The sequence below is a fragment of the Phenylobacterium sp. LjRoot219 genome, assembly GCF_964252995.1.
Taxonomy (GTDB): Bacteria; Pseudomonadota; Alphaproteobacteria; order Caulobacterales; family Caulobacteraceae; genus Phenylobacterium.
The window spans coordinates 976,586-1,000,800 of record NZ_CAXUQI020000001.1 but is presented as its reverse complement, the minus strand read 5'-3'; the positions used below and the strand labels follow the sequence as shown (position 1 = coordinate 1,000,800).

Sequence of the window (24,215 nt, the reverse complement as noted above, 5' to 3'; positions counted from 1 at the left end):
ACACGAAAGTTCAGAGCGCGAAGCGCTCAATGTGGACACGCGGCGTTGCGCCAAAATTGACGAGAAGTCCTAGGCGCAACCCGCTCGCCCGCAGATAGTTGATGGTTTGGGCTTTATGCTCAGGCGCTATCGCACGCGCAGCTTTCAGCTCGACGATGATCGTGTCGTAGCAGACAAAATCCGGCGTATATGTTTGCCGGAGCGCACGCCCTTTGCACTGCAATTCAAGCGGCTTGAGCGCGCGGAACGGCACTCCGCGCGCTCCGAACTCCAGCGCTAGACACTCCTGGTAAACAGCCTCCAGGAAGCCTGAGCCCATCGTCCGATACACCTCGAACACGGTGCCTTGGATGAGATACGCTCATCCGCGTACACAAGGCTTTCGTGTCTTTCGTGCTTTTCGTGGTTCACCTTCGGCAAGCTACACCACGGCGCACCCTGGAACAATTCAGGAACACCACCCAGGCGTCACTGCCGCCAGCGGCCGGGAGGTCCGGCCGCTGCGCTTCTTTGCACTGACAGATAGATCGCCTAGGCGGCGTGCTTCTTGGGGCGGCGGGCGGCGCGCTTGGCTTGGGTGGCGGCCATCCGGGCTGCGCGGCGTTCAGCGGCCGCGTCTTCCAGCGGACCGATCAGTTCGCTGGCCTGGGCCTTCTGCTTCTCATCGCCGTCGGTTTCCAGCCGGCGCGCGTTCGCCAGCAGGTTCATCACCTCTTCGTCGCTCAGGTGGGGAATTTTCTCGATCAGACTCACAACGCGCCTCCACACCGCGGCGCACGTGAGGTGCGCGCCGCACTCCGTGAAAATATGGTTGAACGAAGTTTTGGTTGCGGTGAGCCCAAGCTTTTTTTGCCCGCCGAGCGGCCGGCGGGAAATTCAACCACCCCGATCGGCGGTGAATTCGCAGGCCCGCGGCCGACCTTTCCGCGGCCGAGGCGGCGCCGGGCTGCCGGAGGCCGAGTCCCGCCCTATCCACTTGCCGTTGCGGATCTTGCGCCACGCCGTGAATACTTTGCCCGCGACTTCGCGATACACGACGTCGAACATGGTGAATGCGGCGGCGGCCGCCCGCAGCACCAATCCCGACCTGAAAACTTCGGCCCCTGCGGCCCAAAGGCGCCTTGCGCACGAAGGGGCGAGGCTCTAATTCGGCGCCTTAACCTGCATGGCTGAACGTTGACCGGCGCGCGGATCGCGCGGCCGCCCTTGCGCGCGAGAAGAAATGCCCAAACGCACCGACATCTCCTCGATCCTGATCATCGGCGCTGGCCCGATCGTCATCGGTCAGGCGTGCGAGTTCGACTACTCCGGCGTCCAGGCCTGTAAGGCGCTGCGCGCCGAGGGCTACCGGATCGTGCTGGTCAATTCGAACCCGGCGACGATCATGACCGATCCGAACGTCGCCGACGCCACCTACATCGAGCCGATCACTCCGGAGATGGTCGAGAAGATCATCGCCAAGGAGCGGCCCGACGCCCTGCTGCCGACCATGGGCGGCCAGACCGCGCTCAACACCGCGCTCGCGCTCGAGCAGATGGGCGTGCTCGAGAAGTACGGCGTCGAGATGATCGGCGCCCGCGCCGACGTCATCGACAAGGCCGAAGACCGCCAGAAATTCCGTGACGCCATGGACGCCATCGGGCTGGAAAGCCCGAAGTCCAAGGCCGCCCACACGATGGAAGAGGCCCTCGAGGGCCTGGAGCAGGTCGGCCTGCCGGCGATCATCCGCCCGTCGTTCACGCTCGCCGGCACCGGCGGCGGCATCGCCTACAACGTCGAAGAGTTCCGCGAGATCGTCGAGCGCGGCCTCGACCTGTCCCCCACCACCGAGGTCCTCATCGAGGAGAGCGTGCTGGGCTGGAAGGAGTTCGAGATGGAGGTCGTCCGCGACAAGGCGGACAACTGCATCATCATCTGCTCGATCGAGAACATCGATCCGATGGGCGTCCACACCGGCGACTCGATCACCGTCGCCCCGGCGCTGACGCTGACCGACAAGGAATACCAGCGCATGCGCGCGGCCTCGATCGCCGTGCTGCGCGAGATCGGCGTCGAGACCGGCGGCTCCAACGTGCAGTTCGCGGTCAACCCGGCCGACGGGCGCATGGTCGTCATCGAGATGAACCCGCGGGTGTCGCGCTCCTCGGCGCTGGCGTCGAAGGCCACCGGCTTCCCGATCGCCAAGGTCGCCGCGCGCCTGGCGGTCGGCTACACGCTCGACGAGCTGATGAACGACATCACCGGCGCGACGCCGGCCTCGTTCGAGCCGAGCATCGACTACGTCGTCACCAAGATCCCGCGCTTCGCCTTCGAGAAGTACCCGGGCGCGGAGCCGCTGCTGACCACCTCGATGAAGTCGGTGGGCGAGGTCATGGCGATCGGCCGCACCTTCGCCGAGAGCCTGCAGAAGGCGCTGCGCGGCCTGGAGACCGGCCTCGCCGGCCTCGACGAGATCGCCATCGAAGGCGCCGACGATCCGGAAACCGGCCACGCCGCGATCCTGCGCGCGCTGGGCACGCCGACGCCCGACCGGCTGCGGGTGATCGCCCAGGCCTTCCGCGCCGGCCTGACCTGCGACGAGATCCAGGCGGCCTGTTCCTATGAGCCGTGGTTCCTGCGCCAGATCGAGCAGCTGGTGACGGAGGAGGCCGGCATCGTCGCGAACGGCCTGCCGTCCCAGGCCATCGAGTTCCGCCGGCTGAAGGCCCAGGGCTTCTCCGACGCCCGGCTGGCCAAGCTGACCCACACCACCGAGGCCGAGGTGCGCGAGCAGCGCCGGGCGCTCGGCGTGCGGCCGGTGTACAAGCGCATCGACACCTGCGCCGGCGAGTTCCGCGCCGACACGCCGTACATGTACTCGACCTACGAGACCGGCGCGCTGGGCCAGATCCCCGACTGCGAGAGCGAGCCGTCCGACGCCAAGAAGGCGATCATCCTGGGCGGCGGGCCGAACCGGATCGGCCAGGGCATCGAGTTCGACTACTGCTGCTGCCACGCGGCCTTCGCGCTCGACGAGATCGGCGTCGAGTCGATCATGGTGAACTGTAATCCCGAGACGGTTTCGACGGACTACGACACCTCCGACCGCCTGTACTTCGAGCCGCTGACGGCCGAGGACGTGCTGGAGCTGATCGAGGTCGAGCGCTCGCGCGGCACGCTGCACGGCGTCATCGTCCAGTTCGGCGGCCAGACCCCGCTGAAGCTGGCCAAGCCGCTGGAAGACGCCGGCATCCCGATCCTCGGCACCACGCCGGACGCGATCGACCTGGCCGAGGACCGCGAGCGCTTCCAGCAGCTGCTGCACAAGCTGAAGATCGCCCAGCCGATCAACGCCATCGCCCGCTCGCGCGACGAGGCCTTCGAAGGCGCGCACAAGGTCGGCTACCCGGTGGTGATCCGTCCCTCCTACGTGCTGGGCGGCCGCGCCATGGAGATCGTCCGCGACGACGAGCAGCTCGACCGCTACATCCGCACCGCCGTGCAGGTGTCCGGCGACAGCCCCGTCCTGATCGACCAGTACCTGTCGCGCGCCACCGAGGTGGACGTCGACGCGATCTGCGACGGCGACAGCGTCTTCGTCGCCGGCGTCATGGAGCACATCGAGGAGGCCGGCGTGCACTCCGGCGACAGCGCCTGCTCGATGCCGCCCTTCTCGCTGAAGCCCGAGACCATCGCCGAGCTGAAGAAGCAGACCGAGGCCATGGCCCGGGCGCTGAACGTGCGCGGCCTGATGAACGTGCAGTTCGCGATCGAGGAGCCGCACTCCGAGACCCCGCGGATCTTCGTGCTGGAGGTCAATCCGCGCGCCAGCCGCACGGTGCCGTTCGTCGCCAAGACCATCGGCCGGCCGCTGGCCGCGATCGCCGCCAAGGTGATGGCCGGCGAGAAGCTGGCGAGCTTCGACCTGACCGAGACGCCCTACGACCACATCGCGGTCAAGGAAGCGGTCTTCCCGTTCGCCCGCTTCGCCGGCGTCGACACCGTGCTCGGCCCGGAAATGCGCTCGACCGGCGAGGTCATGGGCCTGGACTGGGTGCGCCCGGGCGAAACGCTCGCGCCGGCCTTCGCCCGCGCCTTCGCCAAGAGCCAACTCGGCGGCGGGACGATCCTGCCGCAGGAAGGCTGCGTCTTCGTCTCGGTGCGCGACGCCGACAAGCCGTGGATCCTGGAGCCGGTGCGGCTGCTCGCCGCCCAGGGCTTCCGCATCCTGGCGACCAGCGGCACCGCCAGCTACCTGGCCGGCGAACAGATCCCGGTCGTGACGGTGAAGAAGGTGCTGGAGGGTCGGCCGCACATCGTCGACGCGATCAAGAACGGCGAGGTCCAGCTGGTCTTCAACACCACCGAGGGCAAGCAGTCGCTGGTCGACTCCTTCGAGATCCGCCGCACGGCGCTGATGGCGAAGATCCCCTACTTCACGACCGCCGCCGGCGCGCTCGCCGCCGCCCAGGCGATCGTCGTCACCGCCCAGGCGCCGCTCGAAGTCCGGCCGCTGCAGAGCTACTCCTAAGCGCCGTCAACGGCCCGGGCGCGCCTCCCCAGGAAGCGCGCCCGGGTTGAATCCCGGCCAGTTCGACGCGAGCGTCAAAACTCTACGTTGACCAATGTTATTTCGGGGCGCACGCTCCCCTCATCGTCCGGCCTGCTGCCGGCGTGTGAGGACGCCCCGGCGGCGTTTTTGTGAGTACCGTCGAGACGGTCCAAGCGACGCCTGTCGCAGTCCGGCGAAGGGACTTCGGTCCTTTTGTCAGGGGATTGTGAGGACGTTGTATGTCGACCGAACATGACGTTGAGCATCATCATCACCATCGTAACCGCCATGTGGCGCGGCGGCTCGAAAACGTGATTGGGGTCCTGATGGTCATCGCCATCGCCGTCCTGGCGATCGGCCTGATCTATGGGATCGTGCAGACGGGCTCGGCGCCGCCCGAATATCTGCGCTAACCGCCTTCGGCCAGCAGCCGCGCCAGCACCAGGTCGTCATAGACGCCCTCGCCAACGCGGAACTTGCGGACGCCCGCCTGGGTGAAGCCTTGGCGGGCGTAGAAGGCGATAGCGCGGGTGTTCGCGGAAAAGACGCCGAGCAGCAGCCGGCGCGCGCCTGACGCGCGCGCATCGGCCGCGACCGTCTCCATCAATCGTGCGCCATGCCCTTGGCCGTGCAGACGGCTGAGCAGGTAAAAGCGCTTGAGCTCCAGATCGTCGGCGGCCAGCGCCACCGGCAGGTCGGCGGCGGCCACCACGGCGTAGCCGACCGGCGCGCGGCCGTGCGTGGTTTCGGCGATCCAGACCTGGCTGACGCCGTCGGCGAGCCAGCCGGCGTAGCGCGCCGCGGCGTGCTCGTGCGCGCAGTGGGCCAGGATGTTCTCCCGCTCCAGCTGGCCGGCGTAGGTCTCGAGGAAGGTCGCCTGCCCGACCAGGGCCAGCGCCGCCGCGTCGTCCGGACCGGCGCGACGGATCTCGACGTCCATGGGGCCTCCTCTCACGATAACGCCCCTCCGTCTCGCGCCTTGCGGCGCGATCCACCTCCCCCGCTCCGCGGTGGAGGATCTGGGCCGTAGATGCTCCACCGCTTTAGCGGGGAGCTGTCGGCGAAGCCGACTGAGGGGGCGTTGCTGCGTCTCCCCTACCACGACGTCGCAGTCGACGCCGCCGCCGGTCTGCAGTAACGACCGCGCCATGACCGCCACACTGAACGTGATCTTCGGGCCTTCGGGCGCCGGCAAGACCACCTACGCCAACGCCTTCGCCCGCCGCGAGCGCGCCGTCGCCTTCAACCTCGACGAATGGATGGCCGGCCTGTTCGGCCCCGACATTCCGCAGCAGGTCGAATATCCCTGGCTGGTCGAGCGGGTCGGCCGCTGCGAGGCGCAGATCTGGTCGACCGCCGCGGCGGTGATGGCCAGCGGCACCTCGGTGATCATCGACCTGGGGCTGATGCGCAAGGCCGACCGCGACCGGATCCGCGAGATCGCCGAGGCCGTCGATCTGCCTCTCCAGTGGCATTATGTGACTGCGCCGCAGGCAGTTCGCCGCGCGCGTGTCGCCGAACGCACCCAGGTGCACGGCAAGTCTTTCGCCCTGCAGGTGACCCCGGACATGTTCGAGTTCGTCGAGGGCGTGTTCGAGGCGCCGGACGAAGACGAGCTGAAGGGGGCGGTGGTCAGCGAGAGCGAATAGTGGGAACCTTCCGCAGCATTGGCGCGCTCCACGCGATTACGCCGCGCTGACGTGCGGAGTACCCAAGCTAAGCTACACCCTTGAGTTTTGCGGCGCACAATTCTAATGTCTTCCCCCCTGTCGCCAGCGCCCGCGGCCGGTAGCTGAACTTCTCAACTAGGGCGAACTCGAGTCATCACCTCTATGGAAAAAGTCCCGATGACCGCCGAGGGCTATCAAGCTCTCGACGATGAGCTGAGGCGTTTGAAGACCATCGAGCGACCCGCGGTGATCGCCGCGATCGCCGAGGCGCGTTCGCACGGCGATCTTTCGGAGAACGCCGAATATCACGCGGCGAAGGAGCGCCAGGGCTGGATCGAGGGCCAGATCGCCGATTTCGAAGACAAAATGGCGCGCGCCCAGGTGATCGACGTCTCCAAGCTGTCGGGCAGCCAGGTGAAGTTCGGCGCGACGGTGTCGCTGGTCGACGAGGACACCGAGGAAGAGGCTCGCTACCAGATCGTCGGCGAGCACGAGGCCGACGTGAAGCGCGGCAAGGTCTCGATCACCTCGCCGGTCGCCCGCGCGATCATCGGCAAGGAGAGCGGCGACGTGGTCGAGGTCAACACCCCCGGCGGCGTCAAAGCCTACGAGATTCTCAAGGTCGAATGGATCTGAGCCCGGCCTGAGCGGCGTTCGCGTCGCTCAGCCGACGGCGCCAGCGCGCCGAAATCGATATTGCAGCGATTAGCCGACGGCGCGCCCCGAAGCCGCCGCGATTGCAGTGGATGGGCGGAGCATGTCTGGACCGCGTATCCTGTTCGTCGTCGACGCCGGCCCCCGCGTCGGCGGCGGCCACGTCATGCGCTCGCTGACGCTGGCGGGGGCCCTCGGCGCGCAAGGCGCCACCTGCACCTTCATGGGCCCGCCGGCGGTGAGCAGCCTGCTTGACGCCTTCGCCCCGGGCGCGACGCGGCTCGCCGCGGCCTCGACCGAACCCCGCGACCTGGCCGCCGCGATCGGCGCCGAACAGTTCGACGCGGTGGTCTTCGACCATTACGGCCTGTCGTCGCGCGACCACCGGGCGATGGGCCAGGGCCGGCCGGTGCTGGTCATCGACGACCTCGCCGACCGGCCGCTCGGGGCCGACATCATCGTCGACTCCGGCCCGGCGCGGACGGCCGAGGACTACGACGGCCTGGTGCCGGAGAAGGCGCGCCTGCTGCTGGGGCCCAACTTCGCCCCGGTGCGGCCGGAGTTCGCCGCCCTGCGCGAGACCGCGCTCGCCTGGCGCGGCGAGCCGGTGCAGCGGATCCTGGTCTCCATGGGCCTGACCGACATCGACGGGGTGACCGCGCGGATCGTCGAACGGCTGCGGCTGCGGGTCGGCGAGGCCGGGCTCGACGTCGTCCTCGGCGCCGGCTCGCCGACCCTGGCCGGCCTGACCAAGGTCGCGCGCCGCGACCAGCGCCTGGCCATTCACGTCGACACGCCGCACATGGCCCGGCTGACCGCCGAGGCCGACATCGCCGTTGGCGGGGCCGGCTCCTCGACCTGGGAGCGCTGCACGCTCGGCCTGCCGGCGCTGCAGGTGATCCTGGCCGACAATCAGCGGGCTGCGGCCGAGGCGGTGGCGACGCGCGGCGCGGCGCTGGTGGTCGACCTCAACGCCGCCGACTTCGACGCCCAGTTCGACCGGGCGCTGACCCGGCTGATGGTCGATGCGGAGCTGCGTCGCAGCCTGGCGGCCCGGAGTTCGGAGCTGTGCGACGGCCAGGGCGCGGCGCGGACCGCGACGGCCTTCCTGCAGCTGATCCGCGACGCCGAGTAGGCCGCCTACAGCGGTCCGGCCAGCGAGCCGTTGACGGCGTCGATCCCGGCGCTGCGCGCCTCGCCGCGGGCGATCCGATAAACCAGCGAGATCCGCTCCTGCTCCGCCGCTTCGCCGGGCACGCCGCTCAGCGTGCAGCCGTGCCACAGCGCCGCGGCTCCCGCCTCGCCGGCCAGCGCGCGCTCGGTGACGTACATCTCGCCGTGCGCGCCGTTGCGGTAGCGCCAGCTGTCGGGGCCGGTCCGCTTCAGGTCATGCGGGAATTCCGAGACGCCCAGCCGATGACTGCCCTCCAGCACGTGCGGCGGCGCGTCGGCTTCGCCGGTCGAATGCAGCTGGACGTGCAGCGTGACCACCTCGGCGTCGCCGGCGGGGTCCTGGGCGAACGGCAGGCCGTCGCAATAGCTGAGGTCGCGCAGCTCCGGCCGGATGTAGGCGGCGAGGTCGCCGACCGGCGCTCCGTGCGCGCGGCGGCGGATCCATTCGGGAATGCGGCGGCGCGGCAGCGCGCAGACCAGCCGCCGCTCGAGCACCCGGTAGTCCGGGCCCAGCAGGCTCCACAGCGCCTCGACGACCTGCGGCGCGCGCTCGACGAAGCTCAGCTTGGCGTCCAGCCGCTCGAGCAGGCTCGCGCCGTCGCCCGCGACCGGCGATGCGGCGGCGTGCTCGGCTTCATTGAGGAACAGGCTCTCGTCGAAGCGCCGCAGGGCGCGGACCTCCGCCAGCAGCGCGGCGCAGGCCCTGGGGTCCAGCCGCTCCTCGAAGAGGTGCAACCCCTTGCCGGCAAGGTCGGTAACCACAGCCTCCGACAAGCTCCAGGGGGCGTAGTCGGTCTTGGCCAAGGCGCTCATGTCGGATGCTCCGGACAGCGACCGCATGAGCAAAGCAGACTCGTGTTAATCCGGGCTTACGCGAAACGCCGCAGCCGCTGCGGTGGCGAGCGCGGCTCAGTGCAACGCGGCGTAGGTGCCGTCGGGAATCCGTTTCGGATCCTCGTCCTGGCGCGCCCGCATTCCCGCCGCCATGCCGAGCGCCACGCCCGCGCCGAGGCTCGCCAGCGCGCTGGCGGCGAGCAGCCGCAGACCGAACCCCAACGCCAGGCCGACGCCGAGCGCCGCGCCCATGCCGGCTGCGACGCCGAGCCGCTTTGCTTGCTCGTCCATTCGCACTGCTCCAGAATCTTCCCTACATTACGGCCATGTCTCTCAACCGTTCCGAACCCCGCTCCGTCCGTTGCCTCATCGTGGGCTCCGGCCCCGCCGGCTACACCGCCGCAATCTACGCCGCGCGCGCCTTGCTGAAGCCCGTGCTGATCCAGGGCATCCAGCCCGGCGGCCAGCTGACCATCACCACCGACGTGGAGAACTATCCCGGCTTCGCCGACGTCATCCAGGGTCCCTGGCTGATGGAGCAGATGCAGGCCCAGGCCGAACACGTCGGCACCGAGATCGTCACCGACATCGTCGTCGAGGCCGACCTGTCCGCCCGGCCGTTCAGGCTGACCTGCGACAGCGGCCAGGTGTGGCTGGCCGAGACCCTGATTATCGCCACCGGCGCCCAGGCCAAGTGGCTCGGCATCGAGTCCGAGCAGAAGTTCCAGGGCTTCGGCGTCTCGGCCTGCGCGACCTGCGACGGCTTCTTTTACCGCGGCAAGGAGGTCGTGGTGGTCGGCGGCGGCAACACCGCCGTCGAGGAGGCGCTGTTCCTCACCAACTTCGCCAGCAAGGTGACCCTGGTGCACCGCCGCGACGAGCTGCGGGCCGAAAAGATCCTGCAGGAGCGGCTGCTGCACCACGAGAAGATCGCGACCGTCTGGGACAGCGCCATCGACGAGGTGCTTGGCGGCCAGGACCCGATGGGGGTCACCGGGGTGCGGCTGAAAAACATCAAGACCGGCGAAACCAGCACCATCCCCTGCGACGGCGTGTTCATCGCCATCGGCCACGCGCCGGCCTCGCAGCTGTTCAAGGGCCAGCTGGAGATGGACTCCTCCGGCTATCTGAAGGTGCAGCCCGGCACGGCGTCGACCGCCATCCAGGGGGTCTACGCCGCCGGCGACGTGACCGACGACGTCTATCGCCAGGCGGTGACCGCCGCCGGCATGGGCTGCATGGCCGCGCTGGAAGCGGTGCGCTTCCTCGCCGAGGAGGACCACGTCAAGGCGCACCATCCGATCAGTCACGCCGAGGCGCAGAAGATCGGCACCTGGTAAGCGCTGCCATACGCCAAACTTCCGCCCTCTCCGCTCGGCACGGAAGGCGCCCTCCGCCCGTCATAGAGGGCGCCAAGGCGTGCCGAGTGTGATGAGAGACAGCGAGCGCTACCTGGCCCACGCAGAGACCGTCATGCGCATGGCGGCCCGCGCCGACAGTCCCGCTGAGCGGGACGTCTACCTGACCATCGCCGAAGGCTGGCGCAAGCTCGCCGCCGAGGTGCAGCGCCACGAGTCCGCGCCGGAGCCGCGCAGCTTCAAGCCGGAGGGCTGAGCCCCACTCTCCGCTCGTCCCCGCGAAAGCGGGGATCCAGGCGTTTTTCCAAGCGCGGGCGTCAAGCGAACCACGAAAGACACGAAAAACACGAAAGGTCCGACCGACGACGCCGTAGCGCGTGCGGTTCGAGCTGAGCCGCTTTTCGTGCCTTTCGTGGTTCAAAAAACCTGGGTCCCCGCTTCTCGCGGGGAAGAGCGGCCTTTTTGATCAGCCCGGCGCATTGGCGGCGGTCGGCTGGGCCTGGGCGCCGGCGCTTTCGGCGTCGAGCCGCTGCTCGACCCCGGCCAGGCTGTCGTTGATGCGCTTGATCTCTTCCGGGCTCGCCTTGCGGCGAACCGGCTGCAGCACGCCCTGAATGCGGGTGCGCACGCCGCCGGGAGCGGCCGCGTCGGCGACGGTGTAGGTGCGGGTCTCGCCAGCGACGCTCAGCGTCACCTTCCGCTCCGCCGGGGTCTCGCCGCCGCGCAGCACCGCAGGCGTCAGCACCGCCTCGCCGCCGGCGTAGCGGCCGGTGAAGGCCGGAGGCTCGCCCCACGTCCCGGTCCAGCGATAGAAGATGTGCTGGCCGACCTGGGTCATCTTCACCAGCTCCGGCGCCCAGTACGGAGCGACGTAGGCTGCGTGATAGTGGGTCGCCGAGCCGACCTCCTTGTCGACGAAGCCGCCCAGCGCCCGGCGGGCGACGCCCTGCGCCTGGGCCCACAGCGCCGGCTCCGGCCGCCAGCGCAGCGAGCCGTTGCAGGTGAAAGTGAACTGGCAGCCGGTGGGCAGCGCCGCGCCCTGGTAGACGACGCCGCAGACCGACTTCGGATAGGCCGGGTGGCGCACGCGGTTCAGCACCACCTGGGCGACCGCCTGCTGGCCCTTCAGCGGCTCCCGGGCCGCCTCGTAGTAGACCGCCTGGCTGAGGCACTCCAAGGCGCGGGCGCGGTCGCCGGACGGGCCCTTGATGACGAACGGCCGCATCGGCCGGATCGGCCCGACCGCGAACGGCCGCAGGGCGTTGATCTGCTCGGCGGTCTGCGCCGCGGCCGGATCCACCGTCGTCACCGGCGGGCCTGCGCGCGGCGCGGACGGGGCCGTCGTGACCTTGCGGTCGACGGCCATGTAGGCCTTGCCCCCCGGCGTGCAGGAGCCGGCCAGCGCCAGCGCCGCGCCGAGCGTCGCCAGGCGTCCGAGGCTGCTGATCGCTGCACGACGTGCTATCGGGAAGGTCAGGGTCAGGGCGCGGACCTCGGAGGGGCGGGGTCGGCGCATGTGCCAGAGGCCCGCGGCGGCGGTGGGACGCGATATCGGCGAAAAGGTGAAGAAGCTCGACCGCAGGGGGCGGCCGGGCGTCCTCGGCGTCGCGGCTTATGTGATTGGTCTTGCGCCGGGGACAACCCGCGCTATATGTGACGGGTCGGTTATGCTCGGGTTGAGCATAATGGGCCGCCGAGGGCGTGTTCCGAGGCGTCTTTTTTAGGCCGGTGAAATGCTCAAATTGAGCATAAGGAGGACGCCATGGCCGCTGACGGGTTCACGTTCGAATTCACCCCTCAGGTCGAGGCCGCGACGGCTGCTTCCTGGGAGAAGGTGAAACGACACATCACCCCCATGGAATGGCGCCTGCAGGCTCCGCTGATCGCCGAGATCAATCGGCTGAAGCGTGAGAAGGACGCCGTCATCCTCGCGCACAACTACATGACGCCGGAAATCTTCCACGGCGTCGGCGACTACGTCGGCGACAGCCTGGGGCTGGCCAAGGAAGCCGCCAAGTCGAGCGCCCGGACCATCGTCCAGGCCGGCGTGCACTTCATGGCCGAAACCTCGAAGATCCTGTCGCCGGAAAAGCGCGTCCTGATCCCCGACCTGCAGGCCGGCTGCTCGCTCGCCTCGGCGATCACCGGCGCCGACGTGCGGCTGATCAAGCAGCGCTATCCGGGCCTGCCGGTGGTCACCTACGTCAACACCACCGCCGACGTGAAGGCCGAGACCGACATCTGCTGCACCAGCGCCAACGCCGTGCAGGTGGTCGAGGAAGCCGCGCGCCAGTGGGGCGTCGACCGGGTCATCCTGATCCCCGACGAGTTCCTCGCCCGCAACGTCGCGCGCCAGACCGACATCGGCATCATCGCCTGGAAGGGCCGCTGCGAGGTGCACGAGCGCTTCACCGCCGCCGACATCCTCGAGCTGAAGGCCGCCTACCCCGCCGCCGAGATCCTGGCCCACCCGGAGTGCCCGGCCGAAGTGCTGGAAGTGTCCGACTTCGCCGGCTCGACCGCGGCGATGAACGACTACGTGATCCAGCGGAAGCCGAAGCAGGTGGTGCTGATCACCGAATGCTCGATGGCCGACAACGTCGCCGCCGACGCCGTCGACACCGAGTTCGTGCGGCCGTGCAACCTGTGCCCGCACATGAAGCGGATCACCCTGGAGAACATCTACCAGGCGCTGCTGCACGACCAGTACGAGGTCACCGTCGACCCGGCGATCAGCGACCGCGCCCGCCTCGCGGTGCAGCGCATGGTCGACCTGCCGCCGCCGGCGATCCCGGCGCGCTACGACCTGGTCAAGGCGCGGCACCACGTGGACGTGGAGCTGATCTGATGCGCCGGCTCCGCCACGACGGCGTCGTGGTGGTGGGCGCGGGCCTCGCCGGGCTCACGGCCGCGCTCGCGACCGCCCCCGCCAAGGCGCTCGTGCTCACCGGCGCACCGCTCAACCAGGGCTGCTCCTCGGCCTGGGCGCAGGGCGGGCTCGCCGCGGCGCTGGCCGACGACGACACGCCGGACCTGCACGCCGCCGACACCGTCGCCGCCGGCGCCGGCCTGGTCGACGAGGCCATGGCGCAGCTGCTCGCCGCCGAAGGCCCCGCCGCCGTCCGCGCGCTCGCCGCGCTCGGCGCGCCGTTCGACCGCACCGCCGAAGGCGGCTTCGCCCAGAGCCTGGAAGCCGCCCACAGCCGCGCCCGGGTGGCCCGCGTGAAGGGCGATCAGGCCGGCCGCGAGATCATGAACGCGGTGACCGTCGCCGCCATGGCCGCGCGCCACGTCGAGGTGCGCACCGGCGCCCGGCTGCGCGGGCTGCTTCAGGACGTTGACGGCCGCGTGCGCGGCGTCGTCGCCGAGATCGCCGGCGAGCTGGTCGAGATCACCGCCCGCGCCGTGGTGCTGGCGACCGGCGGCGTCGGCGGCCTGTACGCCGAGACCACCACCCCGGCCGAGCTGGTCGGCGACGGCCTGGGCCTGGCGGCCATGGCCGGGGCGCTGATCGGCGACCCGGAGTTCGTCCAGTTCCACCCGACCGCCATCGACATCGGCCGCGACCCGGCCCCGCTGGCCACCGAGGCGCTGCGCGGCGAAGGCGCGGTGCTGGTCAACGCGCAGGGCGAGCGGTTCATGGGCCGCTATCACGAGAAGGCCGAGCTGGCGCCCAGAGACGTGGTGGCCCGCGCCATCCACGCCGAGCGCACCGCCGGCCGCGGCGCCTTCCTCGACGCCCGCGCGGCGGTCGGCGCCCACTTCCCCGACGAGTTCCCCGGGGTGTTCGCCGCCTGCCTCGGCGGCGGGGTCGATCCGCGGGTGCAGCCGATCCCGGTCGCGCCGGCCTGCCACTACCACATGGGCGGGATCGTCACTGACGCCGACGGCCGCACCACCCTGGCCGGCCTGTTCGCCGCCGGCGAGTGCGCCTCGACCGGGGTGCACGGCGCCAACCGGCTGGCCTCCAACTCGCTGCTCGAAGCCGCGGTGTTCGGCGCCCGTGCCGGCCGCGCCGCCGCCGCCGAAGCCGATCCCGGCACGCCGCCGCAGCGCTCGGCCGTCGCCCCTGCCCTGCCCGCCGAGGCGCTGCAGCGGCTGCGCAAGCTGATGAGCGCGCGCGCCGGCGTGGTGCGCGACGCCGCCGGCCTGACCAGCCTGCTGCTGGCGATCGAGGCGCTGGAACATAATCACGGCCGCAGCGTCGCCCTGGTCGCCGCCCGGCTGGTCGCCGCCTGCGCGCTGGCCCGCACCGAGAGCCGCGGCGGCCACTTCCGCGCCGACGCCGCGGCCCAGGCCGCGCCGCGCCGCACCTTCGTGACCCTGGCCGAAGTCGACGCCCCGGTGGGCGCGCTGCGGTTCGCCGCCGAATGATCGAACCCATCCCCGACACCCTGATCGCGCCGATCGTGCGCGGCGCCCTGGCCGAAGACCTCGGTCGCGCCGGCGACGTCACGGCCCAGGCCTGCATCCCCGCCGACGCCCGGCTCGCCGCGGTGTTCGCCACCCGCAAGCCGGGGGTGATCTCCGGCCTCGCCTGCGCCCGGTTGGCGCTGGCCGAGCTCGATCCGAGCGGCGTGTTCGAACCGCTGGTCGCCGACGGCGCCCATGTTGCGGCCGGCGCGCCGCTGGCCCGGATCGAAGCCAACGCCCGGGCCGTGCTGTCGGCCGAGCGCACCGGCCTGAACCTGCTCGGCCGGCTGTCCGGCATCGCCACCCTGACCAACGCCTATGTGCGGGCGGTCGAAGGGACCGGCGCGCGCATCGTCGACACCCGCAAGACCACGCCGGGCCTGCGGGCGCTGGAGAAGTACGCGGTGCGCTGCGGCGGCGGGGTCAACCACCGCTTCGGCCTCGACGACGCCATCCTGATCAAGGACAACCACGTCGCCGCCTGCGGTTCGGTCGGCGAGGCGGTGCGCCGCGCCAAGGCCTTCGCCGGCCACCTGATGAAGGTCGAGGTCGAGATCGACCGCCTCGACCAGCTCGACGAGGCGCTGGAGCCCGGCCCCGACGTCGTCATGCTCGACAACTTCAGCCTCGCCGACCTGCGCGAGGCGGTCCGCCGGGCCCGCGGCCGCGCCGTGCTGGAGGCCTCCGGCGGGGTCAACCTCGAGACCGTGCGGGCCATCGCCGAGACCGGGGTCGACGTGATCAGCGTCGGCGCCCTGACCCACTCGGTCGGCGTGCTCGACATCGGCCTGGACGCGATCTGAGCCGCTGGCCGACGGCCGCCGGCACGACCTCGGCCGTCGGAACCGAGCCAGCGCGGTCGGGTTCCACCTCCTCACAAGGAGACGAACCATGGCTTCCAAGGCTCCTCCGATCCCGCCGGAACAGCGCGCCTATGCGGGCCAAAAGCCCGACATCAAGGGCGGGCGCATCGACCGCCGCGAACTGAAGACCGGCGACCAGTCGCACGAGCGCGGCGACGCAGACGTCAACGCCCGCGAACAGGGCCGCCAGGGGAACATCTGGCAGAACACCCATAACCAGGGCTACCAGCAGGATCGCTGACATGCCGGACAAGCACCCCAACACCCATCGCTGGGGCGGGCCGGGCTCGAGCCACGAGGACCGCAGCAAGCCCGAACCGCCGCCGGTCGAAACCCGCGCGCCCGGCGAGCCGACCAACACCCCCTACAGCCACGTCTCCGGCGGCGGCGGCGAACGCGACCGCCGCCACGGCCACGACCCGCTTGAGAAGCGGAACTTCCAGGAGAACAGCGCCGAACGCCGCAAGCCGTAAGCGCCCCAGATGCTCCCCCCGGGGGGAGCTGTCCCGCAGGGACTGAGGGGGTTGCAGGCCGCGAAGTTCGTGGGTTTCAACCCCCTCCGGCGCTTCGCGCCACTTCCCCCTGGAGGGGAGGACCTTGCGCCTACGCCATCTGCGCCAGCCGCGCCGCGGCCTGCGCCACCTGCGCCCGCCGCCGGTCGGCCAGCGGTCCCATCTTGGCGTGATAGGCCGCCAGCACCTCCGGCGGGGCCAGCTCCGGCCGGCCGGCCTCGAACGGCGGCGCCGGGGCGTACTCCAGACCGAGCTGGACAGCCTGGGCGACGGTCTCCCCGGCTAGCTCGGCCAGCAGGCTGAAGGCGAAGTCGATGCCCGCCGTCACCCCGCCGCCGGTGATCAGGTTCCCGTCGCGCACCACCCGGCCCTCATCGGCGATCGCGCCGAACGCCGCCAGGTGCTCACGCCAGGCCCAGTGGCAGGCGGCGCGCCGGCCCTGCAGCAGCCCCGCCGCGCCGAGGATCAGCGAGCCGGTGCAGACCGAGGTCAGATAGCGCGCTTGGCGGCCAAGCCGGTGGATCTCGGCGAGGAAGGCCTCGTCCAGCGCCGCCTCGGTGGCGGTGACGCCGCCGGGGACCAGCAGCACGTCGCAGCGCGCCACCTGCGCCAGGTCGGCGAGGTTGGTGAAGGTCAGCCCCTCGGCCTCGATGTCGCGGCCGCCGAGCGAGGCGACGGTCATCCGGGCGTTGGGCGTGCGGCTCAGCACCTGGTGCGGCCCGGTGAAGTCCAGGTGGGTGACCCCGGGATAGAGGGCGATGACGATCTCAAGCATGGACGCCTCCGTGATTTGACGGCGGCAGGGTGGCAGGCCTAGCGTTTGGCGGAAACGACATAGAATCCTCGGATTCAGCCATGCGCCGACTGGGCCTCGTCATCTTCCCGGGCTTCCAGATCCTCGACGCCACCGGCCCGCTCGCGGCGTTCGAGATCGCCCACCTCTACGCTCGGCGCACCGCCTATGAGGTGCGGCTGCTCGCCGAGACCGCGGGGCCGGTGCCCAGCTCCTGCGGCGTCGCCCTGACGGCCGAGGCGCTGGACGACGCCGCCTACGACACCCTGATGATCTCCGGCGGCGACGGCGCCCGGGCGCGCGACGCCCTGCAGGGCGTGACCCTCTGGCTGCAGCGGCAGGCGGCGCAGACCCGGCGGATCACCAGCGTCTGCTCGGGCGCCTTCCTGCTGGCCGAGGCGGGACTGCTCGACGGCCGGCGCTGCACCACCCACTGGGGCCGCACCGACCAGTTCGCCCGGCTCTACCCCCAGGCGCGGCTGGAGCCGGACCGGATCTACGTCCGCGACGGCCCGGTCTGGACCTCGGCCGGGATCACCGCCGGCATCGACCTGGCGCTGGCGTTGATCGAGGAGGACCTCGGCGAGGCGATCGCCCGCAGCACGGCGCGGCAGTTGGTCGTCCACCACCGGCGCGCCGGCGGCCAGTCGCAGTTCTCCGAACTGCTCGCGGTCGGCGGGGTCAACGGCCGCTTCGGCCCGCTGCTCGACTGGGCCCGCGAACGGCTGGGCGAGCCGCTCAGCGTCGAACGGCTGGCGGATCAGGCGGCGATGAGCCCGCGCAACTTCGCCCGCGCCTTCGTCGCCGAGACCGGCGTCACCCCGGCCAAGGCGGTGGAGCGGCTGCGGCTGGAGGCGGCCCGCCAGCGGGTGGAGGCCAGCCGCGAGCCGATCGACCAGGTGGCGGAGGCGGTCGGCTTCGGCGATCCGGAACGCATGCGCCGGGCCTTCCTGCGCGCCTTCGGCCAACCGCCGCAGGCGCTGCGCCGGGCGGCGCGGATCTGAGGCTAGGACGCCGCCGCGGCGCCGCGGCTGGGCGCGGGGTCGGCCTTGGCGATCGGCGCCGTCGCGGCGGCCGGCGGCAGGTCGAGACGCGGCGCGGCCTTCACCTCCGGCCTGGCCTCGCGGCGGGGCTCCGGCAGCGGCCCGGCGGCGATCGGCGCGTCGGCGTCGTTCGCCGGCGCGAGCACCGCCGAGGCCAGCCGCAGCTCGACCGGCTGCACCGTCGAGGTGCTGGCGAACACCGCCTCGGCCGGGGCCCGCGGGGCCGCCCGGCGCGCGCCGCTCGGATTGAAGCGGTAGAAGACGTGCAGCCCCACCTGGGCGGTGCGCAGCATCTGCGAGCCCCAGGCCGGCGCGACCTCGGTGGTGTGGAAGTGGGTCGCCCCGCCGACGTCGCGCAGCACCGCGCCGGACAGCGCGCGGGCGGCGACCTTGCGGGCGCGCTCCCAGGCGGTGTTCTCGACCACCCGCTCGGCGCGGCCGTCGCAGGCGAAGGAGAACTGGCAGCCGTGGCGGCGGTTGGCCCCCTGGTAGACGACGCCGCAGATGGTGCTGGGGAACTTCGGGTTCTTCACCCGGTTCATGATCACTGTGGCGACGGCCTGCTGGCCGCGGGAGCTTTCCCCGCGGGCCTCGAAATAGACCGCCTGGGTCAGGCATTCGAGTTCGCGCGCCCGGCTCGGCTTGGCCTCGGCGACCCGCGCGACGACGCTCTCGGCCACGCTGGCCGGCTGCACCGTGGCGGCGACCGACGGCGCGGCCAGCGCCAGGGTCAACGCCGCAGCGTCGGGCCCGGGGCGCAGGGTGGCCGCGGTGGCGGCGATGTGTTCAGCGCGGCTGTGGTCGAGCACGGCGCGGCCCAGACCGGCGCCCAGGTAAAGGGCGCCCAGGGCGAGGCCGACGCCCGAGCCGATGAAGGCAGCGCTGATCAACGCGCGCCAATCGGCCCGCGTCTGCAATCCAGATTTCAAAACTAACGCGTCCTGATCCGCGAGGGCGTAGCTGCCCTCCGACAATTGTCGCCGCGAACGCCCCTGCCCATGCTGGCAGCGCTCGCCGGCTGGCCTACCCGGGACTCGGTGGGGTAGGCGACGGCAAATGGTGAATGACTTATGAAGCCTCCGGTGAAGCTTGGCAAGCGGTTTGTGCAATGCACCTTCAGATCAGGCTGAAATGAGGCAGGTGTGCCCCTTTGATCCACTCGCGCTGTTTCGTCGCAAGTCCCGCGCCAACTCTCCGAACATCCGCCAATTTATCAAATGAGCATCCATTACTTGGGAATGCTTTATTCGCGCCCGAGGCGAGCTGAGCCGCCCGGAACTGCGCAGGTCAAAAGCTTCAGCGGAACCAGGGTTGGCGACCGGCGGTTGGCGCGGGGCGCCCTGGCCGGCCGGGTCGACAGAATCAACCGAGCTCCCCCACCCGCTCATCCCGGCGAAGGCCGGGACCCAGATTCAGTCGCTGAAAATCGATGGATGCGCGCCGCGCCGCTCGCGGCCACCGCCGAGCCCGCCATCTCGATCCCGGCCTTCGCCGGGATGAGCGGGTGGGGAGGCTCAGCGGAACGGCACGCCAATCAATTCCGGGAGTTGGTCGTAGAGATCGACCCAGTCGGGATTGCGCTCCTCGATCAACCGCAACTTCCAGGACCGCCGCCATTCCTTGATGCGGCGCTCGTGCTGGAAGGCCCCTGCGCGGGTTTCGTGCGGCGCGAACCAGACGAGCATGTGCACGCCGTACTTGGCCGTGAAGCCGTCGCGCAGCTTCTCCCGGTGCTCATGGACCCGCTTGAAGAGGTTGTCCGTCGAGCCGGTGTAGAGCGTGCCGTTGCGGCGGCTCGCGACGATGTAGGTGTAGAACATCGCCCCCTCCTGACGGCGACGCTAGCAGCGGGAGCGGCGGATGCAAAAACTCCCGCTCGTCCCGGCGAAGGCCGGGACCCAGGTCCGGCCGCAACGGATTGATGGACGAGCGCCGCGCCTCTCGCGCCCACCGCTGAGCCCGCCTCTGGATCCCGGCCTTCGCCGGGATGAGCGGATGGGGCCCCTAGCGTCGCCGGCTCGCGCGCCCTACCTTGCCGTTCATGGCTCGTTCTTCCGGAAAATCCGCTGGCGGCGGCGTCGCGGACATGTCGGCGGCGTTCGACTACGACGAAAACACCATGCCGCTGCTGTGGAAGCCGCACCGCCCGGCGCGGCCGGCCAAGTCGGAGGGCGGCCAGACCTTCAAGCTGGTCAGCGACTACGCCCCGGCCGGCGACCAGCCGACGGCGATCGCCGAGCTGGTCGCCGGGCTCGAACAGCGCGAGCACGACCAGGTGCTGCTCGGCGTCACCGGCTCCGGCAAGACCTTCACCATGGCCAAGGTGATCGAGCAGACCCAGCGGCCGGCGCTGATCCTGGCGCCGAACAAGACCCTCGCCGCCCAGCTCTATTCCGAGTTCAAGAGCTTCTTCCCGGACAACGCGGTCGAGTTCTTCGTCTCCTACTACGACTATTATCAACCTGAGGCGTACGTCCCCAGGACCGACACCTACATCGAAAAAGACTCGAGCATTAACGAGCAGATCGACCGCATGCGCCACTCGGCGACCCGGGCGATCCTCGAGCGAGACGACGTCATCGTCGTCGCCTCGGTCAGCTGCATCTACGGCATCGGCTCGGTCGAGACCTATACGGCGATGACCTTCCAGCTGACCCCCGGCGAGCGGATCGACGAGAAGAAGCTGCTCGGCGACCTCGTGGCGCTGCAATACAAGCGCAACGACCAGGCCTTCGAGCGCGGCACGTTCCGCCGGCGCGGCGACACCATCGAGATCTTCCCCGCCCACTACGAGGACCGCGCCTGGCGCATCTCGCTGTTCGGCGACGAGATCGAGACGATCAGCGAATTCGACCCGCTGACCGGCAAGAAGACCGCCGACCTGAAGGGCGTGAAGATCTACGCCAACAGCCACTATGTGACGCCGCGGCCGACGCTCCGCCAGGCGATCAACCAGATCAAGGCCGAGCTGCGCGAGCGGCTCGACTGGCTGGTCGCCGAGGGCAAGCTGCTGGAGGCGCAGCGGCTGGAGCAGCGCACCACCTTCGACATCGAGATGATGGACGCCACCGGCTCCTGCGCCGGGATCGAGAACTATTCGCGCTACCTGACCGGCCGCCGGCCCGGCGAGCCGCCGCCGACCTTCTTCGAATACATCCCCGAGAACGCCCTGCTGTTCGTCGACGAGAGCCACCAGACGGTGCCGCAGATCGGCGGCATGTACCGCGGCGACTACCGGCGCAAGTTCACCCTCGCCGAGTACGGCTTCCGCCTGCCGTCGGCGATGGACAACCGCCCGATGAAGTTCGAGGAGTGGGACGCGATGCGGCCGGACACGGTGCACGTCTCGGCCACCCCCGGCCCGTGGGAGATGGAGCGCTCAGGCGGCGTGTTCGCCGAGCAGGTGATCCGCCCGACCGGGCTGATCGACCCGCCGGTCGAGGTCAAGCCGGTGGTCAAGGACGGCTTCAGCCAGGTCGACGACGTCATCGACCAGGCCCGCCAGGCGGCCGCCCGCGGCTATCGCAGCCTGGTCACCGTGCTGACCAAGAAGATGGCCGAGGACCTCACCGAGTACATGCACGAGCAGGGCCTGCGCGTGCGCTACATGCACTCCGACGTCGACACCCTGGAGCGGATCGAGATCATCCGCGACCTGCGGCTGGGCGCGTTCGACATCCTGGTCGGCATCAACCTGCTGCGCGAGGGCCTCGACATCCCCGAGTGCGGCCTGGTCGCCATCCTCGACGCCGACAAGGAAGGCTTCCTGCGCTCGGAGACCTCGCTGATCCAGACCATCGGCCGGGCGGCGCGCAACGTCGACGGCCGGGTGATCCTCTACGCCGACCGGATCACCGGCTCGATGGAGCGGGCGATGGCCGAGACCCAGCGCCGGCGCGAGAAGCAGGAGGCCTACAACCTCGCGCACGGCATCACCCCGGAGAGCGTCAAGAGCCAGATCAAGGACATCCTCGCCAGCCCCTACGAAAAGGACCGCGTCACCGTGCCGGTCGGGGTGGCGGAAGGCGGGGCGACGCCGTTCGTCGGCGACAACTTCAAGGCCACGCTCAAGGACCTCGAGACCCGGATGCGCGCGGCCGCCGCCAACCTCGAGTTCGAGGAGGCCGCCCGGCTGCGCGACGAGGTCAAGCGGCTGAAGCTGCTCGACCTGGAGTTCGCCGCCGACGCCCTGGCCGGCGACGGCGAGGCCCCCGACCGCGAAGGGGTCAAGCGGGTGAAGGCCGAGGTGCGGGCGGAGAAGGCCGAGGCGTTCCGCAAGGGCCGGCGCAAGTAGGGGCGGCGGACAGAGAATGCGGAACTGGCCGAAAGGTGGCGTGGGCGCGGTTTGTTCCAGCGCCTAGTCCAGGTATGCTCCGAATCGCAATCGGAGCTCAGATGCCGCACTTATTCAGCATCCACCCTGGATACTGCGAGCGAATATTCGCAGGATCCAAGACTGTTGAGCTGAGGCGTCGCTTTTCGCTTAAGACCGCAATCCCGTCGCTAATGCTCATCTACGAGACCGCGCCGGTAAAGGCCGTCACCGGTTGGTGCACGATCGATCGTGTCGAAGAGCTCCCGCTGAAGGAATTATGGCACTGCGCGAAGCATTGCGGCGAAATCCCTCACAAGGCATTTCAAGCCTACTTCAAGGGATGCAAAACAGGCTTCGCTTTGCACCTCACCCTGCCTCAAAAGCTTGCAAAGCCGATCCTTATAGGCGAAATGGCTACAAGCTGCGGAATGCGCCCGCCGCAATCTTACCGCGTCTTGAGCAACGAAGATCTGCTTCGGCTTATTGGAGTTCAGGCTGCCCAGATACCTCCTCGACACGAACATCCTCATACCGATAGAGGATCCGAGGCAGACCCCAGTAAGCTATGCCGAACTGCTGCGTGAGTTGCAGGCGAATAATCACGCCATCTATGCACACGAGGCCTCCGCCGCCGACCTTCGCCGAGATCGCGACGTCCACCGCAGAGCCGTCTCGCTCTCCAAGCTTCGGAAGTACAATTCCGTAAAAAAGAGCTGGAGAACACGCGGAGATCTTGCGCGAGCGTTTGGCGAAATCAGAAACGATAACGACGAATGCGATTGCCACATGCTGGCATCCCTGTCGGATGGCGTAGTTGATTTTTTGGTCACCGAAGATTCCGGGCTACACACGAGAGCCAGAAGGCACGGCCTCGCAGATCGCCTGCTGTATGTTCGCCAAACTATAGATCAAATAACTGACGCATACGCACGAACAGATTACATACTTAGATCAATACAGAGGCGATACTGCTACGAACTCGACCCCAACGATCCTATTTTTGACAGCCTTGAGCGCGATTACGCCCCATTCCGCACCTGGTGGAGGGATATTTGCTGCCAGAAGCACCGGGAATGCTGGACCGTTTCCGACTCTGAAAATATCGCCGGACTTTGCGTCTTCAAAGACGAAAGTCGCAACGAGGCACCGCAATGCGTCTCTGGAAAACGCATATTAAAATTATGCACATTCAAGGTGTCAGAATCTTACCGCGGAGGTCGGCTAGGCGAACAACTACTTCGCCAGGCAATGTGCTTTGGATTTGATGCAGGATTTGACTCGATATATCTTACGGCTTTTCCGAAGCAACAGGCCTTAAGAGAACTTCTTAGAAGGTATGGCTTCAGACGCGTCGGCGAAAACAACGATGGCGAACTAATATACGCGAAAACTTGGACTCGCGCCTTGGCTCTGAACGCCCATCGCCTGACGCAAGTTCGCCGCGCTTACCCCGCATTCCCCACCACATTCTCAGCAGGCATCATCGTTCCGGTGCGAGCCGCCTACCACGACCGATTGTTCCCCGAAGCCCGCAGCCGCCTCCCAAACGTGCCTGGCGAACTGTTTACTGGAGCTTGGTCACAAGGAAGCGCCGACCGGTCGAGCCCGTCGAACAGCATATCCAAGGCATACCTATCTCACGCCCGCCTAAATACCGTAGAGCCAGGGTCCTTAGTTTGCTTCTACAGAACCCAAGACAATGAATTTGGCGTTCCGAGCAGCTTGATCGCGATTGGCGTCGCCGAAAGTTACGTCGAAGCAAAAGGACTATCTGAGGCTATCGAAATAGTTTCAAAGCGATCAGTTTACAGCAATAGGGAAATCGAAGAACTAACGCTGCGCGGACCTCTAAAAATATTGAACTTCCTGTTCTATGGATACCTATCTACGCCGCTATCACTAAGCGACCTGATGGATATTGGCGCGCTCCAGGGCACTCCACAATCCTTTGTGAGAATTCCACCGAGCGCGATCCCAAAAATTCACAAGAAGATCGGCGCTACGCTTGTGTCTGCCTAGAATATACTTCGCACCTACGATGACGCGAGACAGGCTT

24 protein-coding genes are annotated in these 24,215 nt (G+C 68.9%); 15 read left to right on the top strand and 9 right to left on the bottom strand.

Annotated features, from left to right (window positions below):
* Positions 1-10: 10 nt before the first annotated feature.
* Entirely contained in the window at positions 11-352 is a 342-nt protein-coding gene (locus tag ACSQ14_RS04960; protein ID WP_436015361.1) for a GxxExxY protein, read from the bottom strand.
* Between the two features lie 179 nt (positions 353-531).
* Positions 532-753: a hypothetical protein gene (locus ACSQ14_RS04955; protein ID WP_436010327.1), complete on the bottom strand. Its 222-nt coding sequence runs from the start codon at positions 751-753 to the stop codon at positions 532-534.
* A gap of 469 nt (positions 754-1,222) precedes the next feature.
* Between ACSQ14_RS04955 and carB the strand changes: the two genes are divergently transcribed.
* Entirely contained in the window at positions 1,223-4,510 is a 3,288-nt protein-coding gene (carB, locus tag ACSQ14_RS04950; RefSeq protein ID WP_436010325.1) for a carbamoyl-phosphate synthase large subunit, read from the top strand.
* Positions 4,511-4,770: 260 nt separating this feature from the next.
* A complete protein-coding gene (locus ACSQ14_RS04945) occupies positions 4,771-4,944 on the top strand; it encodes a hypothetical protein (RefSeq protein WP_436010323.1) in 174 nt (57 codons plus the stop codon).
* On the opposite strand, the gene ACSQ14_RS04940 is transcribed toward ACSQ14_RS04945, so the two are convergent.
* Complete coding sequence (locus ACSQ14_RS04940) at positions 4,941-5,471, bottom strand: N-acetyltransferase family protein (protein WP_436010321.1); 531 nt, start codon at positions 5,469-5,471, stop codon at positions 4,941-4,943. The two genes, ACSQ14_RS04945 and ACSQ14_RS04940, sit on opposite strands and share 4 nt — an antisense overlap.
* Before the next feature lie 208 nt (positions 5,472-5,679).
* On the opposite strand from ACSQ14_RS04940, the gene ACSQ14_RS04935 reads away from it, so the two are divergent.
* The 3 genes from ACSQ14_RS04935 to pseG all read left to right on the top strand — a co-directional run bounded on the left by ACSQ14_RS04935 (position 5,680) and on the right by pseG (position 7,990).
* Positions 5,680-6,180 (top strand): AAA family ATPase, encoded by a 501-nt coding sequence (locus ACSQ14_RS04935; protein WP_436010319.1) that lies wholly within the window; start codon positions 5,680-5,682, stop codon positions 6,178-6,180.
* A 183-nt stretch (positions 6,181-6,363) separates the two neighbouring features.
* Positions 6,364-6,837, top strand: coding sequence for a transcription elongation factor GreA (gene greA / locus ACSQ14_RS04930; RefSeq protein WP_436010317.1), 474 nt, complete (start codon positions 6,364-6,366; stop codon positions 6,835-6,837).
* A 121-nt stretch (positions 6,838-6,958) separates the two neighbouring features.
* The gene (gene pseG / locus ACSQ14_RS04925) at positions 6,959-7,990 is read left to right on the top strand and encodes a UDP-2,4-diacetamido-2,4,6-trideoxy-beta-L-altropyranose hydrolase (protein WP_436010315.1); all 1,032 of its coding nucleotides are present in this window, start codon (positions 6,959-6,961) and stop codon (positions 7,988-7,990) included.
* A gap of 5 nt (positions 7,991-7,995) precedes the next feature.
* Here the strand turns inward: pseG and ACSQ14_RS04920 are convergent, their stop codons facing one another.
* Together ACSQ14_RS04920 and ACSQ14_RS04915 are read right to left on the bottom strand one after the other, a co-directional pair.
* Entirely contained in the window at positions 7,996-8,841 is an 846-nt protein-coding gene (locus tag ACSQ14_RS04920) for a hypothetical protein (protein ID WP_436010313.1), read from the bottom strand.
* A 96-nt stretch (positions 8,842-8,937) separates the two neighbouring features.
* Positions 8,938-9,153 (bottom strand): hypothetical protein, encoded by a 216-nt coding sequence (locus tag ACSQ14_RS04915; RefSeq protein ID WP_436010311.1) that lies wholly within the window; start codon positions 9,151-9,153, stop codon positions 8,938-8,940.
* Between the two features lie 35 nt (positions 9,154-9,188).
* On the opposite strand from ACSQ14_RS04915, the gene trxB reads away from it, so the two are divergent.
* Both trxB and ACSQ14_RS04905 read left to right on the top strand, forming a co-directional pair.
* Positions 9,189-10,202, top strand: coding sequence for a thioredoxin-disulfide reductase (gene trxB, locus ACSQ14_RS04910; RefSeq protein WP_436010309.1), 1,014 nt, complete (start codon positions 9,189-9,191; stop codon positions 10,200-10,202).
* Between the two features lie 91 nt (positions 10,203-10,293).
* Positions 10,294-10,476 carry a hypothetical protein gene (locus tag ACSQ14_RS04905; RefSeq protein WP_436010307.1) on the top strand — a complete coding sequence of 61 codons (183 nt, stop codon included), beginning with the start codon at positions 10,294-10,296 and terminating at the stop codon, positions 10,474-10,476.
* Positions 10,477-10,686: 210 nt separating this feature from the next.
* Here the strand turns inward: ACSQ14_RS04905 and ACSQ14_RS04900 are convergent, their stop codons facing one another.
* Positions 10,687-11,736, bottom strand: a complete 1,050-nt coding sequence (locus ACSQ14_RS04900; RefSeq protein WP_436010305.1) for a cell wall hydrolase — start codon at positions 11,734-11,736, stop codon at positions 10,687-10,689.
* Between the two features lie 246 nt (positions 11,737-11,982).
* Between ACSQ14_RS04900 and nadA the strand changes: the two genes are divergently transcribed.
* The 5 genes from nadA to ACSQ14_RS04875 all read left to right on the top strand — a co-directional run bounded on the left by nadA (position 11,983) and on the right by ACSQ14_RS04875 (position 15,969).
* On the top strand, positions 11,983-13,068 hold the full coding sequence (gene nadA / locus ACSQ14_RS04895; RefSeq protein ID WP_436010303.1) for a quinolinate synthase NadA: 1,086 nt from the start codon (positions 11,983-11,985) through the stop codon (positions 13,066-13,068).
* Positions 13,068-14,594, top strand: a complete 1,527-nt coding sequence (locus ACSQ14_RS04890; RefSeq protein ID WP_436010301.1) for an L-aspartate oxidase — start codon at positions 13,068-13,070, stop codon at positions 14,592-14,594. The genes nadA and ACSQ14_RS04890 overlap by 1 nt, the downstream gene beginning before the upstream one ends.
* The gene (gene nadC, locus ACSQ14_RS04885) at positions 14,591-15,436 is read left to right on the top strand and encodes a carboxylating nicotinate-nucleotide diphosphorylase (RefSeq protein ID WP_436010299.1); all 846 of its coding nucleotides are present in this window, start codon (positions 14,591-14,593) and stop codon (positions 15,434-15,436) included. Before ACSQ14_RS04890 ends, nadC begins: the two co-directional genes overlap by 4 nt.
* Before the next feature lie 88 nt (positions 15,437-15,524).
* Positions 15,525-15,737, top strand: a complete 213-nt coding sequence (locus ACSQ14_RS04880) for a hypothetical protein (RefSeq protein WP_436010297.1) — start codon at positions 15,525-15,527, stop codon at positions 15,735-15,737.
* A gap of 1 nt (position 15,738) precedes the next feature.
* A complete protein-coding gene (locus ACSQ14_RS04875; protein ID WP_436010295.1) occupies positions 15,739-15,969 on the top strand; it encodes a hypothetical protein in 231 nt (76 codons plus the stop codon).
* 130 nt (positions 15,970-16,099) lie between these two features.
* On the opposite strand, the gene ACSQ14_RS04870 is transcribed toward ACSQ14_RS04875, so the two are convergent.
* Positions 16,100-16,783: a DJ-1/PfpI family protein gene (locus ACSQ14_RS04870; RefSeq protein WP_436010293.1), complete on the bottom strand. Its 684-nt coding sequence runs from the start codon at positions 16,781-16,783 to the stop codon at positions 16,100-16,102.
* 80 nt (positions 16,784-16,863) lie between these two features.
* Between ACSQ14_RS04870 and ACSQ14_RS04865 the strand changes: the two genes are divergently transcribed.
* On the top strand, positions 16,864-17,805 hold the full coding sequence (locus ACSQ14_RS04865; RefSeq protein WP_436010291.1) for a GlxA family transcriptional regulator: 942 nt from the start codon (positions 16,864-16,866) through the stop codon (positions 17,803-17,805).
* Positions 17,806-17,807: 2 nt separating this feature from the next.
* Here the strand turns inward: ACSQ14_RS04865 and ACSQ14_RS04860 are convergent, their stop codons facing one another.
* Positions 17,808-18,734, bottom strand: coding sequence for a cell wall hydrolase (locus tag ACSQ14_RS04860; protein ID WP_436010289.1), 927 nt, complete (start codon positions 18,732-18,734; stop codon positions 17,808-17,810).
* Between the two features lie 624 nt (positions 18,735-19,358).
* Positions 19,359-19,664, bottom strand: a complete 306-nt coding sequence (locus ACSQ14_RS04855) for a GIY-YIG nuclease family protein (RefSeq protein WP_436010287.1) — start codon at positions 19,662-19,664, stop codon at positions 19,359-19,361.
* A 221-nt stretch (positions 19,665-19,885) separates the two neighbouring features.
* Between ACSQ14_RS04855 and uvrB the strand changes: the two genes are divergently transcribed.
* Together uvrB and ACSQ14_RS04845 are read left to right on the top strand one after the other, a co-directional pair.
* The gene (gene uvrB, locus ACSQ14_RS04850) at positions 19,886-22,138 is read left to right on the top strand and encodes an excinuclease ABC subunit UvrB (protein ID WP_436010285.1); all 2,253 of its coding nucleotides are present in this window, start codon (positions 19,886-19,888) and stop codon (positions 22,136-22,138) included.
* Between the two features lie 504 nt (positions 22,139-22,642).
* The gene (locus ACSQ14_RS04845) at positions 22,643-24,178 is read left to right on the top strand and encodes a GNAT family N-acetyltransferase (protein ID WP_436010283.1); all 1,536 of its coding nucleotides are present in this window, start codon (positions 22,643-22,645) and stop codon (positions 24,176-24,178) included.
* Positions 24,179-24,215: the final 37 nt, after the last annotated feature.

What these genes read in the sequence shown, in the direction of transcription:
- uvrB (WP_436010285.1), top strand. Translation starts at nt 19,886, where the DNA reads ATGGCTCGTTCTTCCGGAAAATCCGCTGGCGGCGGCGTCGCGGACATG.
- ACSQ14_RS04890 (WP_436010301.1), top strand. Translation starts at nt 13,068, where the DNA reads ATGCGCCGGCTCCGCCACGACGGCGTCGTGGTGGTGGGCGCGGGCCTC.
- trxB (WP_436010309.1), top strand. Translation starts at nt 9,189, where the DNA reads ATGTCTCTCAACCGTTCCGAACCCCGCTCCGTCCGTTGCCTCATCGTG.
- ACSQ14_RS04920 (WP_436010313.1), bottom strand. Translation starts at nt 8,841, where the DNA reads ATGAGCGCCTTGGCCAAGACCGACTACGCCCCCTGGAGCTTGTCGGAG.
- ACSQ14_RS04905 (WP_436010307.1), top strand. Translation starts at nt 10,294, where the DNA reads ATGAGAGACAGCGAGCGCTACCTGGCCCACGCAGAGACCGTCATGCGC.
- nadA (WP_436010303.1), top strand. Translation starts at nt 11,983, where the DNA reads ATGGCCGCTGACGGGTTCACGTTCGAATTCACCCCTCAGGTCGAGGCC.
- ACSQ14_RS04940 (WP_436010321.1), bottom strand. Translation starts at nt 5,471, where the DNA reads ATGGACGTCGAGATCCGTCGCGCCGGTCCGGACGACGCGGCGGCGCTG.
- ACSQ14_RS04935 (WP_436010319.1), top strand. Translation starts at nt 5,680, where the DNA reads ATGACCGCCACACTGAACGTGATCTTCGGGCCTTCGGGCGCCGGCAAG.
- carB (WP_436010325.1), top strand. Translation starts at nt 1,223, where the DNA reads ATGCCCAAACGCACCGACATCTCCTCGATCCTGATCATCGGCGCTGGC.
- ACSQ14_RS04870 (WP_436010293.1), bottom strand. Translation starts at nt 16,783, where the DNA reads ATGCTTGAGATCGTCATCGCCCTCTATCCCGGGGTCACCCACCTGGAC.
- greA (WP_436010317.1), top strand. Translation starts at nt 6,364, where the DNA reads ATGGAAAAAGTCCCGATGACCGCCGAGGGCTATCAAGCTCTCGACGAT.
- ACSQ14_RS04900 (WP_436010305.1), bottom strand. Translation starts at nt 11,736, where the DNA reads ATGCGCCGACCCCGCCCCTCCGAGGTCCGCGCCCTGACCCTGACCTTC.
- ACSQ14_RS04915 (WP_436010311.1), bottom strand. Translation starts at nt 9,153, where the DNA reads ATGGACGAGCAAGCAAAGCGGCTCGGCGTCGCAGCCGGCATGGGCGCG.
- ACSQ14_RS04855 (WP_436010287.1), bottom strand. Translation starts at nt 19,664, where the DNA reads ATGTTCTACACCTACATCGTCGCGAGCCGCCGCAACGGCACGCTCTAC.
- ACSQ14_RS04865 (WP_436010291.1), top strand. Translation starts at nt 16,864, where the DNA reads ATGCGCCGACTGGGCCTCGTCATCTTCCCGGGCTTCCAGATCCTCGAC.
- nadC (WP_436010299.1), top strand. Translation starts at nt 14,591, where the DNA reads ATGATCGAACCCATCCCCGACACCCTGATCGCGCCGATCGTGCGCGGC.
- ACSQ14_RS04945 (WP_436010323.1), top strand. Translation starts at nt 4,771, where the DNA reads ATGTCGACCGAACATGACGTTGAGCATCATCATCACCATCGTAACCGC.
- pseG (WP_436010315.1), top strand. Translation starts at nt 6,959, where the DNA reads ATGTCTGGACCGCGTATCCTGTTCGTCGTCGACGCCGGCCCCCGCGTC.
- ACSQ14_RS04875 (WP_436010295.1), top strand. Translation starts at nt 15,739, where the DNA reads ATGCCGGACAAGCACCCCAACACCCATCGCTGGGGCGGGCCGGGCTCG.
- ACSQ14_RS04880 (WP_436010297.1), top strand. Translation starts at nt 15,525, where the DNA reads ATGGCTTCCAAGGCTCCTCCGATCCCGCCGGAACAGCGCGCCTATGCG.